This window comes from Eubacterium sp. 1001713B170207_170306_E7 (assembly GCF_015547515.1).
Taxonomy (GTDB): domain Bacteria; phylum Bacillota; class Clostridia; order Eubacteriales; family Eubacteriaceae; genus Eubacterium.
On sequence record NZ_JADMVE010000009.1, the window covers coordinates 930 to 17,168 of the forward strand.

The window sequence follows — 16,239 nt, forward strand, 5'->3', positions numbered from 1 at the left end:
ACGTTGTTTTTGTCAATGGCAGCCTGGGCTGGCTGCCCCTCGGTCACGGTTATCTCGGCCAGCTTTTTGCCTTCTGACACCGCGCCCACGTAAAAGGTCACGGTGTCGGGCGCCGTGCTTCTCCGGGTGTTCGCCGCCTTGACGGCCGGGGTCACACTCAGGGTAAAGCTGTCGCCGTAGGGAATGTCCGACGGGGTGGCTGTGAAATTCAGCTGACTTTCGGCCTTGCTCACGGTAACCGTGACCTCGATGCCAGTGACCACGTTGTAGTTGGCGGTATCGACTGGTGTGTAGGTTACCTTGAAGCTATTGCTGCCTGCGTTGCCAACGGATGTGCTGAGATTGTCTTCCCAGCTAAAGCCTTCGGGCAGGGTTATATCGCCCAGGGTCTGGCCGTAGGTGGCGGTGAGATTGGCCGGTTTGCTGTAAGCTGGGTCGGCTTTACTCACGGTCAACGTAGTGCTTTCCTGTGTGCCGTTCAGACTGCTGCTGCCGTTATAGACCGCCGTGAGGGTAGCCGTGCCTGCATTTGGGTAGTTTGCGTTGTTTTTGTCAATGGCAGCCTGGGCTGGCTGCCCCTCGGTCACGGTTATCTCGGCCAGCTTTTTGCCTTCTGACGCCGCGCCCACGTAAAAGGTCACGGTGTCAGGCGCCGTGCTTCTCAGGGTGTTCGCCGCCTTGACGGCCGGGGTCACACTCAGGGTAAAGCTGTCGCCGTAAGTAATGGTAGCCGAACTGGCTGTGAATTGCAGCTGGCTTTCTGCTTTGCTCACGGTAATCGTAACTTCGATGCCAGTGACCACGTTGTAGTTGGCGGTATCGGCTGGTGTGTAGGTTACCATGAAGCGATTGCTGCCTGCGTTGCCAACGGATGTGGTGAGATTGTCTTCCCAGCTAAAACCTTCGGGCAGGGTTATCATATCGCCCAGGGTCTGGCCGTAGGTGGCGGTGAGATTGTCTGGTGCGTCATACGCCGGGTTGGCTTTACTCACGCTAACCGTCATATCGTCTTTTTGGACAGATGTATAGTTCGTGCTGTCTATTGGGTTAAACTTTAAGGTATAGGGGGTCTTGCTGTCGGCCACTGTCGGCTTTGTATCGGGTGCCGCCCAGACAAAGCTGCCGGGCAGATCCGCGTCGTTCACATCTTTGGCACTGCCGCCTGCCAGGCTGGCTTCGGACAGGGTCTGCCCGTAGGTCAGTGTGGCGGTGGGCCAGGTGACCACTGGAGCGGCCTGCTTAATTTCGTAGTCGGTCTTGATGATTTTCTGGCCATAGGCGGTGCTGCTGTCTGCTGAGGTCTGGGCAATGACGCCGTAACCGGCGGCGGCGTCAACGTTAGTGTTGTCACCACTCCAGTTACTGCTGGCATCTTTATAATAGATCACACTTGGATCAAGGGTATCATTTCCTCTTTTTAAGGCCGGTATCTGGGCGGTTTTACTATAGATCAAGGGGTTGGTATCAAAGGCTGCTCTGGTGTCGTCATCGCCGATCTGCAGAGTATTGCCATGGTTTTCCGCTACCCAGAGATCGCCGGTGGCTATACTGCCGTCCACGCTGTCTTTTTTCAGACTGATAGTGGTATAGGTTTCTGGGGTGCTGGTGTCATTGGCGGGCAGGTAAAAATAAAGCTTGCCCTCGCTGTCGGTCTGGACGTCGTTTAAGCCATAATCAGCCGGAGCCGGGGTGCCTGCGGGAAAGACGGGGGTGGCTGCATCTACGCCGGTGATGGTGACGCAGTAGACGTCTTTGGCATTATCTTCGGTGCCGTTTTTGAGGGTGCCGGAGCTGGTGCCGCCTTTACCTTTACCAATGGGCTCTGCACCGTCACCGCAGGTAGCTTGAACGTTGCCGCCAGTGATAATGACTGTTCCGCCATCACCCTTTTGTCCGCCGCCGATACCAGCACCGCCGTTTGTAGAGGTCGCCTTGACGTTGCCGCCGCTAATGGTGGCTGTTCCACCAGCACCTTGATCACCGCCGCCAATTCCGGCTCCATAAGCTTCACCCCTTGTTATGTTTCCATATGCCGAGACTGTTCCGCCGGTGATGGTAACCGTTCCGCCAGCGCCTTGATTACCGCCGCCAATTCCGGCTCCACGAGCTTCACCCCCTGTTATGCTTCCATATGCCGAGACTGTTCCGCCGGTGATAGTAACCGTTCCGCCAGCGCCTTGATCACCGCCGCCAATTCCGGCTCCACGACTAAAATATGTCAATTTTTCTTCACCACAATATGCCGAGACTGTTCCGCCATTAATAGTGATTGTTCCACAACCCTGCTCTTTTCCACCACCGATGCCAGAACCACCTGTAAGTTCACTATGGTCTTTCGCTCCACATTGGGCTGTCAGACTGCCGGGGTTAGCGCCCTCACTGCCGATGGTAAGTTCCGCATCCTCGGGCACGTTCAGGCCAGCACAGTTAGCGCCGCTTTTCAGATTGTTGTCGCTATTCGCGGCCAGAATCAAATCAAGAGCAGCGCCGCTTTTTACAACAAAAGCGCAGCTATTTGTATCGTTACTCACGTCAATATTCAGCCCGTCAAGGGTGATGGTTTTGCTCACGGCCGACTCGTTGTAGCCGGGCATGATGGTGACGGTGTTGGTGATAGGCGTGTCTGCTGTGCCGCCACTCAGGGTATAATTGCCGCTGTAGGGCAGCTTGGCGTTTTCGTCCGCCGCTGTGCCGTACATAAAGCCGTCGTCCCAAATGTACAGATTTCCGCCGATGGCGCTCACGTCAATGGCGCCGTCAAAGGGTGCAAGGGTTGCGCTGCGGCTGTCGTCTGTTCCGGTGACACTGCCTGCGTACAGGGTATTGGTGTCATCGCCGCTCAGGGTGGCATAGGCCGGGCTGCCCTGTGCCGGGTCGTCGGCGGGCAGGTAGAGATAGAGCTTGCCGTCGGCGTCGGTGGTCATGTCCTTGATGCCGTATTTTTTAGCCGCGACATCTGCCGTGTTGTCGCCTGTGTAGCCGCCCGTGGTCAGGGTATCAATGGCCGCATTGGTTTTGGCATTGCTGCCGTCACTCACGGTGAGGGTGACAAGGGAGACGTCTACGGTACCATTGGTTGGCGTGTTGGTGATGGAGGAAGCATTAACGCTGCCGCCGGTAATGGTGATGGGGTCACTTGTGCCGGAGCCGCCAAAAGCGACGCCAATTCCCTTACCATGTGCACTTTCAGCCGTCACAGTGCCGCCAGTAATGGTGATGGGTCCACTTGTGCCGGAGGCGACATAGCTGCCATAACCGGCACCAATTCCCGCACCATCTTCACCTCTAGCCGTCACAGTGCCGCCGGTAATGATGATATCACCACTACTGATATATTCTTCAAAAGCCATTATATTACCATTGCCACCAATTCCCGCACCGTAACTACCGCTCATAGCCGTCAGACTGCCCACCGAGCTGCCGCCATCGCTGCCGATGGTCAGTCTCGCTCCATCAGGTACATTCAGTCCAGCACAGTAATTGCCGCTTTTCAGATTGTTGTCGCTATCCGCGGCCAGCACGAGGTTGACGATTGCGCCGGACATGCCGTTGTCTGGCTCTTTGAGGACAAAGGCACAGGTATCCTGATTGCCGTTCACGTCAATATTCAGCCCGTCAAGGGTGATGGTTTTGTAGCCATTCTCCCCGTCTGTTTTCCCGTTGTAGCCGGGCATGACGGTGACGGTGTTATTTGTGGTAGTACCATTGCTTGTTAAGGTATAATTGCCGCCGTAGGGCAGTTTGGCAGTTTCGTCCGCCGCTGTGCCGTACATAAAGCCGTCGTCCCAGATGTACAGATTGCCGCCGATGGTGCTCACGTCGATATTGCCGTCAGAGGGCGCAAGGGTTGCACTGCGGCTGTCGTCTGTTCCGGTGACACTGCCTGCGTACAGGGTATTGGTGGTATCGCCGCTCAGGGTGGCATAGGCCGGGCTGCCCTGTGCTGGGTCGTCAGCGGGCAGGTAGAGATAGAGCTTGCCGTCGGCGTCGGTGGATACGTCCTTGATGCCGTATTTTTTAGCCGTGGCATCTGCCGTGGCGTCGCCAGTGTAGCTGCCCACGGTCAGGGTGTTGATGGCTTTGGCAGCCATGGGATTGTTATTCGCGTCGTTGACGGTGAGAGTGACAAGGGAAACGTCTGGGCCATCCACGGCGTTTTTGAGGGTGCCGGAGGTCTCAGTGCCATCACCCCAAGTGCCCTGTGTCGTTTTTCCACCACCGATATTATCTCGGGCATTGGACCCTTTCGTTGCTTTGACACTGCCGCCGGTAATGACCACCTCACCTCCCTGACTGGTAGCCCTATAACCACTACTACCATCCCCTGTTTCAGCATGGCCGCCACCGATACCTGCGCTATACGCACCGCCAATAGCCGTCACCGTGCCGCCATTGATGGTAACATTCCCACAGCTGCTGGTGGCATCAGAACCATACGAGTACGCATGGGCGCCGCCAATGCCCGCACCATAATTGCTTATGGCCGTTACACTGCCCCCGTTGATAGTGACGTCTCCGCTGCTGCTTTTGGCTACTTTGTTATGATCATTGGTAGATGCACCGCCAATGCCCGCGCCATCACTACCTTGGGCTCTTATAACACCACCGTTAATAGTGATGACTCCGCTGATGCTCTGCGCTCCAATATTTCCACCAATACCCGCTCCATAATGGTAGGCAGTAGCCTCCAATGTGCCGGGACTGCTGGCATCGCTTCCGATGGTCAGCTTTGCATTCTCCGGCACGTTCAGTCCAGCGCAGTAATCGCCGCTTTTCAGATTGTTGTCGCTATTCGCGGCCAGAATCAGATCAAGAGCAGCGCCGCTTTTTACAGCAAAAGCGCAGCTATCCGCATTGCCGCTCACGTCAATGTTCACCCCAGCCAGTGTCACGGTTGCGTTACCTTGCACCACGATTTTGTCCGAGGTGGCTACGGCCAAATTTGTGTTTTTGATGGTCAGATTCGCACCGCTGTTAACGGTCAGGGTGTTTGCGTCATACGTGTAACCGGAGGAATTGCCCTCCACCGTAAAGTCCCCAGCCGTTTCAGCCGACACTCCGCCGGGCAGCACAAAAAACGCCGCCAGGGCGAGGAAAACAAGGATCAAAGTTTTGGTAAGCGTGGTTTTTACGGTTGGGTTCATGGTGGTCTCCTTTTGCTTCATTTTTTTATTTTCAATACACATTTTATTTAGGTTATGTGTTAAGTTAGGAACTTAACGCGAAAATATTAAAAATGCTTATGTTTATTCCCGAAGTTTGTTATTAAGTTAACGTGCTTTACTTTTCATTAACTTTTTTCTTTAATGTCTTGCTAATTTTTCACCTTTATGATACCCTAATAGTATGTATGCTTATACATTTCGCGTTAAGTTCCTAACTTAACGTCTTTTTTTATGATTCTTAAAAGCATTTAGCCATTTTTTCCATTTGCAGGCGTTTTTGTTCACTGACGCAATGGCCATAAACGCTCAGCGTAAAAGCCACGTTGCTGTGCCCCAAGATTTCTGATACAGTGTGCATATCGGCACCTAGCTCCAGAGCTCTAGCCACAAAGCTGTGGCGCAGGCTGTGAAAGGTGAGCCCGGAACTCAGTCCCATCCGGGACTTTATCTGACTAAATCGTCGTTGGAGACTGCTGGCGTCGCAGGCTCTGCCCGGCGCAGCGGCAATGAGTGGCTGGTTTTGATCCTGTACACTTTGTCTTTTGAGGTAGCTGGCAAGTGCTTTCTGCAAAGCCGGATGCAGCGGGATATCCCGCTGGCTTTTTATGGTTTTTGGGCTTTGGCACACCACAGGGTATGAACCGGTTTTGGGGTTGTAGACGCGTTGGCGGTTAAGGCGTACCCGCAATACGCCGGCCTCCACATCAACATCTTTCTGTCTGAGCCCTAGCACCTCGCCCAGGCGCAGGCCAGTGGACATGGACAGCAAAATACCCATGTCCTGCGGGGCTATACTCTGCCGCAGTTGATGGCTGAGCGTCTGATGCTGTTGATGGGTTAAAATTTCCTTTTCTTTTTGGACGACCTTAATTTTCTGTTTTTTGAACGTCGCCGGGTACCCTTTCCGTGCCGCTTCTTTGAGAATAGTACGCAGATAGGATAGAATGTCGCGTGCGGTTTTAGCTGAGAGCTTTTTTCGCAGCCATTTTTTAAACTGCTTCTGCTTTTTGACGGTAATTTCCCCCAACATCAAGGTTGCGAAAAAGGGCAGTAGATGCGCCCTCTCATAGCTTTTATAGGTTTTAAGGGTACTTCCCTTTACCTTTGGGCTGCGTTTTTGCAGCCATGCTTCAAATGATATATCTTTTTTCATTACTTTGTCTCCTTTTTAATGCTATTTACAGGCTATTACCCGAAAGACTGTAAAATTACTGATCTAATATATTTTATAATAAAAAAGTTAAGTGAACATCAGGCAAAAAACATTTTCAAATCAGTATTTCCCCGATGAAGCTGCTGGTTTGAAAAACACGCTTTAACAAATCTCCTTTTGTGAATAAAATGTGACAGACGGTCATTTTCTGATGTAAACGGTAGGACATGCCCAGTCAAAAAATGTTATAATGATAGCAACGATACTCAAAGGAGACGCTCATGAACACACGTGTAAAACATTACGGCTTTGCAGCGCTGCTGCTTTTGCTCCTGCTGTGGCTGCTGACCCCCGGGGCCAGCGCCCAGGAGACGGCGTCCAGCCCCTGTATACCAAATGCGGAAATGCTCGAGAGTTACCGGGCCGACGGCTCTCTGGCCGAGCGGCAGGCTTACTACGAGCGCCTGTCCCTCAACCAGACGGATCCGGGGCTTATCGCCCAGGCCCAGGCCCGCGAGGCCGGGGCGGCGAACCTGCGGTCGGTGCCCTCGGACTGGAAAACGGGCATGGCTACCACCGGACAGGCGAAGATTCTGCTGATCCGGGTGGATTTTCCCGACTATTCCTTCGATGACGCGGATACCAAGGCGGCCCTCGAAAAGATCGCCTTTGGTCCGTCGGGCAGCGACCAGCCCGGCTACCCCTACGAGAGCCTGGCGGCCTATTACGGGCGTTCCTCCTACGGAAAGCTGAATATAACAGGCCAGGTGGCCAGCTACACGGCAGCAAACAACCGGGATACCTACAGCCTGAACATGGTCAGCCTTTTTAAGGAGGCCATGACTGCGCTGGATGCCCAGGGCATGGATTTCAGCCAGTTTGACGGCAACGGTGACGGGCTCATCGACGGTGTTTACATCCACTTTGCCGGGCCAGACACGGGCTGGAGTAGCCCCTGGTGGAGCCAAAAGGAACACTATGGCAGCGAGCCCTTTGTACTGGATGGCGTGGCACTCTCGGACTATGTCCTCCTGCATGAAAACTCAGCCTACGGTGCCCAGACGCTGATCCATGAGACGGGCCACATGCTGGGCCTGGCGGATTATTACTCCTACACGGCGCAGACCTATGAGAACGGCATCCGCACCTTTGACATGATGTGTGACAACTCGGGCGACCACAACGGCTTTTCCAAATGGCTGCTGGGCTGGCTTGATCCTGAGGATATTACCCGGGTTTCGGCGGCGGACGGTAATATGGAGCTGGCCTTAAAGGCCATTTCGGACAGCGGCGGCTCTAAAATCGCGGTGGTTTCCCCCACGGATTCGGGCATGTTCTCGGAATATTTCCTGGTGCAGTACGATGTGCCGGGGCTTAACAACGAGGGGCTTAATTACCCAAATATGCCGGACAGCGGCTTTCGTATTTTTCACATCAACGCGACGCTGAACGCGGAAGGCTCGAACTTTCTGTATATGAACACAACGCCGACTGCGCCCAAGCTCATTGAGGCGGTGGGGCCGGAGAACCAGAGCATGCCTTTTTCGCCGTTGTTTTACACAGACGGCATGCGTCTGGCGCCGGACACCACACCGGACAGCAGCTTTTTCGGCGGTATGTATCAGGCCTATACGGGGGCGGTTTTTGAAAACCTGAATACCCAGAACGCCAGCCTGAGCGTAAGATTTGAAAGCACGCCGCCTGTGGTGCCGTCGCTGACGCTGACGCCGGACAGCCCTCTGGATAACCTGACCAATCTGCCCTCCTTTACCTTTACGGCCAATATACCGGTAAATGATAATCCCTCTGACGACGCGCGGCAGCCCATTACGCTGGAGGGGCCGGACGGCGTTTCTTACCCCATGCACTGCGCCATCAATGAAAAATCTCTGGCGCTGGGGCCCGCGGACAGCGCCAACATTGCAGACCTGAAAGCCAACATGACGTACACCCTGGTATTTCCCGAGAAATATTTTGATCTGGGACAGGGCGTGACCTCTGAGAAGATCCGCTTTACGGTGTCCACTGGGGATGGCCCCGTTATCCAGAGCAATGGTGTCCTGCTGGATCAGCCTTCTTCCTTCGGATGCAGGGAAACCGATCTCGCGGCGCTTTCGGACGGACGGATCTTCCGTTTGATGGGGACGTATAAGCCTTCTGGCGAAACCCATTTTAACTATTTTGATCGGGTGCAGCTCCTGATTGTGGACTCGGATTTCCAGACAACTCTGCTGAATGTGGAATCCATCCCCAACATTGAAGCTTACTCGGATATTCAGGGCTTTGCCCTTACCGGAGATACGCTGGCGCTGGGGCTTTATAATAAGACGGCGGACGCCACGGATCTTTTCTTGGTGGATTTAAACGGCCGGGTGCTGGCCGGGCCTTACACGGTAAGCGGCAGCCCCACTCTCTTTCCGGCTGGCGATAAGGTGAAGGCCTGGCAGCCCTTCTACGGCAGCGGCGAAGTACTGCCGGGTATCCAGATCGAGACCATCGACTTTAAAAATCCGGTAACCAGCTGCTCTGTTTATGGCGAACAGCCTAACAGTGAGCTTAAGCTGCTCCCCCTCGACGCTGGCCAATACGCGGTATGGGAGCGGGCGTCCACTGGTCTCTGGGAGCACAAGGACTATCTGGCGCTCTACAGCATGGACAGTGACACGCAAAAATGGCGGACAGAGTGCACCAGCACCAACACGGTGATCGGCGCGGCGGCCCAAAAGGACGGCGTGGTGCTCATCGAGACAGGCTATCTAGGCGAAGGCAGTGCAGCCAGCTTCAGCAGCTCCTACAGAAGTATTCTGGGTTCTTTCTTTGACGCGGACGGTAACCTGATGGATAAATCCAAGGTGCTTGGGCGTGTGCGCACTGGTGAAACTGCGCTCACCAGTGTCTTTTCTGTAAAGAACGGCCCCTCGGGCATTGCGGTGGAAAGCCTTTTTACCGCCCCGGCGCTTCCCTATCTGGAAAACAACAATGACACCGAATGCCGGGATTATTTGTTCATCAGCAGCGATGGCCAGACGGTAAGGGCCATCAGCGGCCAGAACGCTTTCCCGGGCCTGTGGACTGGGGACCGCTATCTCATCACTGGCCTTGACCTGAGTACCGGCGACATGCGCTATTACCAGACGGAGACGGTCTTTTCCGCCACGCCGGATACGCCGGACACACTAGTCACACCAGTCACACCGGGTACGCCCGGCGGCAGCTCTGACGCCGGCGTGGACGGGTCTGGCAGTGTGTCCACGGGTCTTTTAGGGCCGCAGGCCTCTCTGTACTGCTGTCTTGGTCTTTTGGGCGCGGCGCTTTGCGGTCTGGCTGCCTATCGTAAAAGTCAAAAATCATCATAAAATGATTGGAAAAATATAAGGAGAAAGAATATTGTGAAAAAACGCATCTTATGTATCTTACTCAGCCTGCTCATGGTTTTATCCGTGGTGCCGGCGGGCGCATTAGCCCAGGAGGATGAACCCTCTGTTTCTTATGACAACTGCGCAGAGGGCGAGGCCATTGTATGTATGGAAAAGGCTTCGCCGCTCTCACGCAGCGCGGTACCGGACCTGCTCTCAGGCGCTGAGGTTCTCATGGATTTATCTGAGACACCGGACGCCAGAGCCCGCAGCGCGTCTGTGGATAATAACGGCCAGGTGCTGGCCCTGGTGCGGGACGAGAGCCGCAGCACAGAGGCGCTCATCGCTGAGCTTAACACCTATCCTCAGGTAAGCTTCGCTGAGCCGAACTATGCCATCGCGCCCATCACGGACGAAGCCAGCGCGGCGGAGGCGGTGACGCCGGAACCATCGGCGGCGGATACAGAAGGAACCGCCGGGCAGGAAACGTCTATTCCAGGAGAAACCAAGACTGTGGCCACGGCGCCCGGCGCGGTCAACAAAGCGGATACCATGACCAATTACCAGTGGGCTTATGACAACACTGGCGATTATTTCAGCTCGCTGAAAGGCTTTGACATGCATTATGACGGCTGGAACCAGCCTTCTGGTACCACTGGCGATCAGGAGCTTGTCATCGCGGTGCTGGACACTGGGGTAGACCATAACAACCCGGATCTCAAAAATAAAATGTGGAGCAAAGGCGATCTGGGCCTGCCCGGCGGTGAGCACGGTATCAACTATGGCGGCTATACGCCTGAGCAGATGGCGGATACCTCTGATCCCAACGGCCACGGCACACACTGCGCGGGCATCATCGGGGCAGAATGGGGAAACGGTGGTGTCTCCGGCACCTCGCAGAACGCCAAAATCATGGCGCTGCGCTACGGAAACTTTGTCTCCACGGTGCTGGCATGTTATGACTACATGGCGTCTGCCATCGACCTTCAGGTAAACCTGAAGGCGGTCAACTGCTCCTTTACCAGCTCTGGCTCACCCAAATCCCTGGATATGGCTGTGGAAAAGCTGGGTAAAATGGGCATGATCTCAGTTTACGGGTCTGCCAACTCGGCAACGGATAACGATAAAACCGGGATCCTTTCCTCCACTTTTATCGATAACCCTTACGCCATTGTAGTGGACGCGGCCAACGCCTATGGCCTGCTGGCCGCTTACAGCTGCTATGGCCAGCGTACCACGGATATCGTGGCGCCCGGCTCCCGGATTTTGTCTACCTGGCCAACGGATCAAGCCTTTTATTATCCGGAATTTTCTGACAGCAATCTCTTTTACGAGGGCTTTGAAAACGCCGGTTCGCTTCAGTTTTATACCGACGCTGATCCTGCCAAGGGTAAGGCGTGCGGAGAAATCACCGGAGAAAAAGTGTATAATGGTCAAAACAGCTTAAAGCTCCAGGGCACCAAGGAAGGTAATACGGTTTACTCGCAGCCGGTTGACCTGATGCAGGCTTCTGGTTTCGACGCTTCTGGCGTTTATCGTTTTTCACTGAACATTGCGGGTGAGGACGGCCACGGCAACGGTCAGGCTGAGATAAAAGTCCGGCTGACAGACGGCACTTTTGCGCCGCTCAACGGTAACGTCGATAATTCTTTTGCCCGCGGACGGGACGGCGGCTTTAACGGCCTCGGCTCCGGAGCGTCTCAGATTCTGCCTGAAAATACTGACTACATGAACTTCCAGCTCTGCCTGACCTTAAGGGGAATTGATATGACATTCCCTAACGGCCACGGCGAATATGTCTACCAGGACAACGCGGTCTATATCGATAACCTGGGTGTTGGCAGCACTACGCTTCCCTATAATTACTCAGACGGTACCTCCATGGCAACGCCCATGGTCACCGGCGCGGTGGCGGTGCTGGCTGAACGCTATCAGGATGATTCGGCGGCAAAACGCGCTGCCCGCACCATCGGCAGTGTCACCAAATACAATGAATTTAAGGACCTGTGCGTGTCTGACGGCTTCATCGACCTGAGCCAATCGGTGACAGCTAACCCTTATCCGGTGGTCAACGCCGCGGATATCACGGACGACACGGTAACCATTGACGGCTACTTCTTTGGCGAAAGCCCAGCTGTCACCATTGGCGGCAAGGCGGCCCAAATCCAGTCGAAGGAAACTGCCGGCGACGGCGGCCAGCGGCTGGTGGTCGCACGGCCTGCGGTTGTGAGCGGCATGGCCCGGGTATCGGTCACGTCTTATGAAAAGGGCGAGGGGCACCAATCCTACGACTTTGGCGAGATCAAGGATGTGGCGTATTTTGAAAATACACTGCCCCTGCCGGAGGACAGCGCCTTTTTCGATACGGAGGCTTACCAGATGGTGGGCTTTGGCGATTACCTCTACTGTATCCCTCATTTTTATAACTTCCCTGAAATTGTAACCATGCTCTGGCGTTTTAATGTCAATACCCAAACCTGGGATCAGGTGGCGCTGCCAGAGGACACCCCCATGATTAACGCAACGGCGGTTGTCTGGCAGGACAAGCTGCTGATTTACAGCCACGATATTGGAACAGTAGGCATGATCCTGACCTATGACGGCAGCACCTGGACTCAGACTCCCGGATTTAGCGGCAAGGATCTGCCGTCCTCCGCTACGCTGGTCAACAATGACGGACAGCTGCTGGCAGTGGGCGGCGCGTCAAGCAATGCCGTCGATGCTGTCAATTTAGAGCGCCACACGCTCACCCCAATGGGCAATACGCTCCGGACGGCCAGCGGGCCTCTAGTCAGCGCCGGACACGGGCAGCTTATTGTAAGCGGCGGTCTGGAAGCCGGCAACCAGAATGGTACTCTGCCGGGCGTGGAACGTCTGACGCTGGATAACGGGGTCTATACGCCTGCCGAGCTGGATATGACAGGCATTAACACCGGCAACCTGTCCGGCTTTGCCAGCGCTGCTGTTAAAGACGGCTTCATGCTGGTAGGTCCTGAGACCTCAGACGGCGCCACCGACGCCTACACCCTTGGTCTTTCGGGCGGGCTTATGCCTTATGAAAAACGGGTGGATAACGGGCCTCTGGCCAATCCGTCGGCTGCGGCCTATAAAGGGCAGTTTTATGTGCTGGCCCGCACCTACACCACGGACAGCAATTTTATTTTCAAATCCACGGCCGTTGAGACCAACGACCCGGTAAATCCAGACGAACCAGTAAATCCGGACACTCCGGCAAACCCGGATAACACAAGCGGCCAGAACGGCAACGCGGGCACAGGCATCGCGGGTGGTCTGCCCATGGCCGGCATGGCGGCGCTGCTGCTGCTCAGCGCGGCGGGCATTGTGGTCTGGAGTTCCAGAAAAAGACAAAACCGCTGATCCCGCCTGAGCTCAGCCAATTAAAAAGCCAGGCTCTGGTTTTCCAGAGTCTGGCTTTTTACCTTTTTATACCTTATTCAACCACATTATTGCATTGTGTCACTTTCTCATAGCTGTCAAAATATTCGTAGGTGTCACCCACCATACCGCCGCAGTCGTTGCACGCCATCCAAAAGCCCTGCTGGTCCGTTTCTGGATGACACCCTGTGGGTTCGCCGCACACACATGGCTTCACTTCTGTTTTAAGCATTTTGTACCCCTTTTCACGTTTATTTTCACTTTATATTTTTACCCGTTTTTTCTTGTTTTAAACAACTTATGGCGGATTTTTTCGGCTAAAGTGTGTTTTTATGTTTTTTTCTATATAAAAAACACCTTCCAGAAATGTTATGGAAGGTGTTCGCTTCTAAATTAGTAGTGCAGCAGATCCTCCTCATCGAGCAGGCTCATGAGCCCCTCCAGAAAGACCGCGCCTGTCCCCATGCGCTCATACTTGTACTGCCCCAGCAGCGCCCGCACATAAGCGCCGTAGCCGTGGTCCAGAAGCGTTTTTAGCAGTCTCGGGGTCATCTCCTTGGGTGTGGTGACAAGCTGGCCGTATGCGTTGCCGCCGATAAGCCCGGCGTCCTCGACAAAATCCATCATATCGTCCAGAATCTGCATGTCCTCCAGGCTCAGCCTGCCCTCCTCGCTGCTGAGAAAGCTTCCGGCCATGGCCTCAAAGGCTGTGGGCACAGGCTCTTTGCTCCCCCCGCCGGGCAGCTGGGACTGTATGAAGCGGTTGGCCTCATCCATGAGTGTCATACCCGCGGACTGGGTAAAGGGAATGCTCATAAAGAGATAAAACATATAGTCGGCGCGCATGCGGGCCACGGTATTGATCAGGCTCACATCGGTGCTGTTCATCTCCGGGATCATGGCGAGAATGGGTTCATGGAGTGTGGAGAGGCGTTTATAGAGCAGCACCGCGGTATCGGCGGTCTGCTTTTTATCGCCCAGGCCAAAGCTGTCCTCCGCCACTGCCTTTTCCTTGAAGGCGGTCTGTTTCAGGCCGGGGTTGTCCAGCATCAGCTGGGCGCAGCGGCGCACATGCTCTCCCAGAAAGGGCTGGGGCTTTGTGATGATCTTCTGCCGCACAGCGGATTTGCGCATCCGCATGCCGGAGATCTCGCTCCCCTCCTCATATGGGCCAAAGTACAGGCTTTTATCGCACTCAACAATCTTCCACCAGCCAAACTCAAACCGTTCAAACTGGTCATACAGGCGAAAATAGATGTGCTTGTCCACACTCAGGGGCTCAAACTGGGTGCCCCAGGAAAAATCCGCCTCCATATCGCCAAAGACCACGTCACAGAAAAAGTGGTGCAGCCCGTCGGACCGGCAAAGTGAGCGTTCGCTGAGTCCGGTGATGTTATAGGATGCTGTGCTGAAATCCCGACCGCTGTACAGGTACTGGGTCATGAGGTCATAGGTTTCCCGCACCACCTCGCTGACCAGGCCAGAGTCCACAGCTTCGGATTCATCTCCGTAGTAGGATACAGCGTCCTGGCGCATGCTGGCGAAATCCAGACGCCTGGATGGCAGCATTTCCATCAGCTCCTCCCAAGCCCTATCCCGCTCTGAAAAGGAGGCGGCGGTATCCCGGCAGCGGCTGACCACCGCGGCAAACCGGGGATCCATAAGGGCGAGCTCCAGCTGCTTTTTAACGACCGGGCAGCGCTCCTCCTGAAGCGCCAGCACGGTGTTAATCATCCCTTTAACGTCTTGCGACAGCTTTTTGTTAAGTTTGAACCTTGACATATCCATTCTCCATTAATTAAGTGATACTTTAATTATATTATGCTTTCTTCTAAAAGGCAACACTTTAAAAAAATAAAGCGCTCCTCCCATATTATCGATGGAAAAAGCGCTTTTAAGCTGTTTATTTATTCAAATACAACGATGGCCTGGCTGTTTTTAATACGCAGAGCCACGGTTTCCAAAATTCTGAAATAGTGATTCAGGTTTACCAGCTCCAGGTAGGCGGCGGCCAGGTCCTGACCGACGGCCAGATCCATATACTGTGCCTCCGCACACACCAGCACGGCCTTTCCGGCCAGCGCGTTGGAGCGGTAGATGTGTCCGTCCAGTAGGCTCTTGATCCGGTCGATTTCCATCATACCGGTACCCGGCTGGATCCGCTGAAGCTTAAAGTAAAGGTCTGGGCCCATGACCAGCGCCATGCGGCCGATCATATCCTTTTCCACCAGCAGCGAAGCGCCAGCGGCGATGTTGGCAAAGGCGTTCTGCCCCTCTGCCCAGTCGTCCATTTTGATGGTGGTGCTGCCCGGCACGGTCAGCAGGCCATCCACGCCCAGGGTTTTATTGCCAAAGAAAATCAGCTCGTCCTCTGCCCTGGCACTGGCCTGGGCGGCACGGGCGGCAGCGGAAAGATCTACTGGCACGCCGGTGCGGTCACTGGCTTCCAGATCACGCCAGAACAGCGGGAAGTCTTCATACAGCTGCGCCAGCTCTGCGAACTTGCGGCCTGTGGTCTGTACCACGCCGTCCTCAAAACTTTCATCCTTGTCGCTGCTGTCGACCACCACGGACTGTGCGCCCGGGCCCAGCGGTCCGTACAGCGGCAGGAAACGGCGGCCTACCAGATACTTTTTCAGGGTTTCAACAATGGTATTGTCAATCTGTTCCCAAAGCGCGTCGCCAAAAGGCGCGGCTTCTCTTGATAAATAGTCCATAATGTTCCTCCTAGTCCTCAATCAGGCTGCCGACGGTCGGGCCTTCTGCGGTCTGGGCTTCACTGCTGCCGGATTCAATTCCCAGCTCCTCGAGCATTTCGTGGACTTCCTCAGCCCCTTCTTCAAAGAGCTCTGCTTCTACCGGGTCCAGATAACGCAGCAGCGTTGTCAGCTCACCCATATGCGCCTTTTCCTCGTCGCGGATGTCCTCGAGCACCTTTTTGGCGACAGGATCATCTGTCGCCTGCGCATGGGCATCATATAAATAAATTGCTTCAAGCTCACCTGCTAAATCGAGGCGAATCGCCTGAGCCAGTTCCTTCTTAGTCATTTTTCGTTCCACATTTGCTGCAAATGGATCTCCAAAAGATGGCATAAAAATTCAACTCCCTTCTAAAATAATTATACTTTAGAATCATTATAACATACTTTTAGGCAAAAATACAGTTAAA

Annotated in this window: 7 protein-coding genes and 1 pseudogene; 2 read left to right on the forward strand and 6 right to left on the reverse strand. The window is 54.5% G+C overall.

What is annotated here, in order from left to right:
* Window positions 1–5,144: pseudogene (locus I2B62_RS17865) on the reverse strand (hypothetical protein); the annotation flags it as partial.
* Between the two features lie 259 nt (window positions 5,145–5,403).
* The gene (locus I2B62_RS17870; protein ID WP_195270396.1) at window positions 5,404–6,318 is read right to left on the reverse strand and encodes a site-specific integrase; all 915 of its coding nucleotides are present in this window, start codon (window positions 6,316–6,318) and stop codon (window positions 5,404–5,406) included.
* Window positions 6,319–6,599: 281 nt separating this feature from the next.
* Between I2B62_RS17870 and I2B62_RS17875 the strand changes: the two genes are divergently transcribed.
* Together I2B62_RS17875 and I2B62_RS17880 are read left to right on the forward strand one after the other, a co-directional pair.
* Window positions 6,600–9,674 carry a M6 family metalloprotease domain-containing protein gene (locus I2B62_RS17875; protein ID WP_195270397.1) on the forward strand — a complete coding sequence of 1,025 codons (3,075 nt, stop codon included), beginning with the start codon at window positions 6,600–6,602 and terminating at the stop codon, window positions 9,672–9,674.
* A 33-nt stretch (window positions 9,675–9,707) separates the two neighbouring features.
* Window positions 9,708–13,052 carry a S8 family serine peptidase gene (locus tag I2B62_RS17880; RefSeq protein ID WP_195270398.1) on the forward strand — a complete coding sequence of 1,115 codons (3,345 nt, stop codon included), beginning with the start codon at window positions 9,708–9,710 and terminating at the stop codon, window positions 13,050–13,052.
* Between the two features lie 73 nt (window positions 13,053–13,125).
* Here the strand turns inward: I2B62_RS17880 and I2B62_RS17885 are convergent, their stop codons facing one another.
* The 4 genes from I2B62_RS17885 to I2B62_RS17900 form a co-directional block, all read right to left on the reverse strand.
* Entirely contained in the window at window positions 13,126–13,302 is a 177-nt protein-coding gene (locus I2B62_RS17885) for a hypothetical protein (protein ID WP_195270399.1), read from the reverse strand.
* 161 nt (window positions 13,303–13,463) lie between these two features.
* Window positions 13,464–14,852 (reverse strand): BrxA family protein, encoded by a 1,389-nt coding sequence (locus I2B62_RS17890; RefSeq protein WP_195270400.1) that lies wholly within the window; start codon window positions 14,850–14,852, stop codon window positions 13,464–13,466.
* 125 nt (window positions 14,853–14,977) lie between these two features.
* Window positions 14,978–15,787 (reverse strand): family 1 encapsulin nanocompartment shell protein, encoded by an 810-nt coding sequence (locus I2B62_RS17895; RefSeq protein ID WP_195270401.1) that lies wholly within the window; start codon window positions 15,785–15,787, stop codon window positions 14,978–14,980.
* A gap of 10 nt (window positions 15,788–15,797) precedes the next feature.
* The gene (locus tag I2B62_RS17900) at window positions 15,798–16,163 is read right to left on the reverse strand and encodes a demethoxyubiquinone hydroxylase family protein (protein WP_038351859.1); all 366 of its coding nucleotides are present in this window, start codon (window positions 16,161–16,163) and stop codon (window positions 15,798–15,800) included.
* Window positions 16,164–16,239 lie beyond the last annotated feature (76 nt).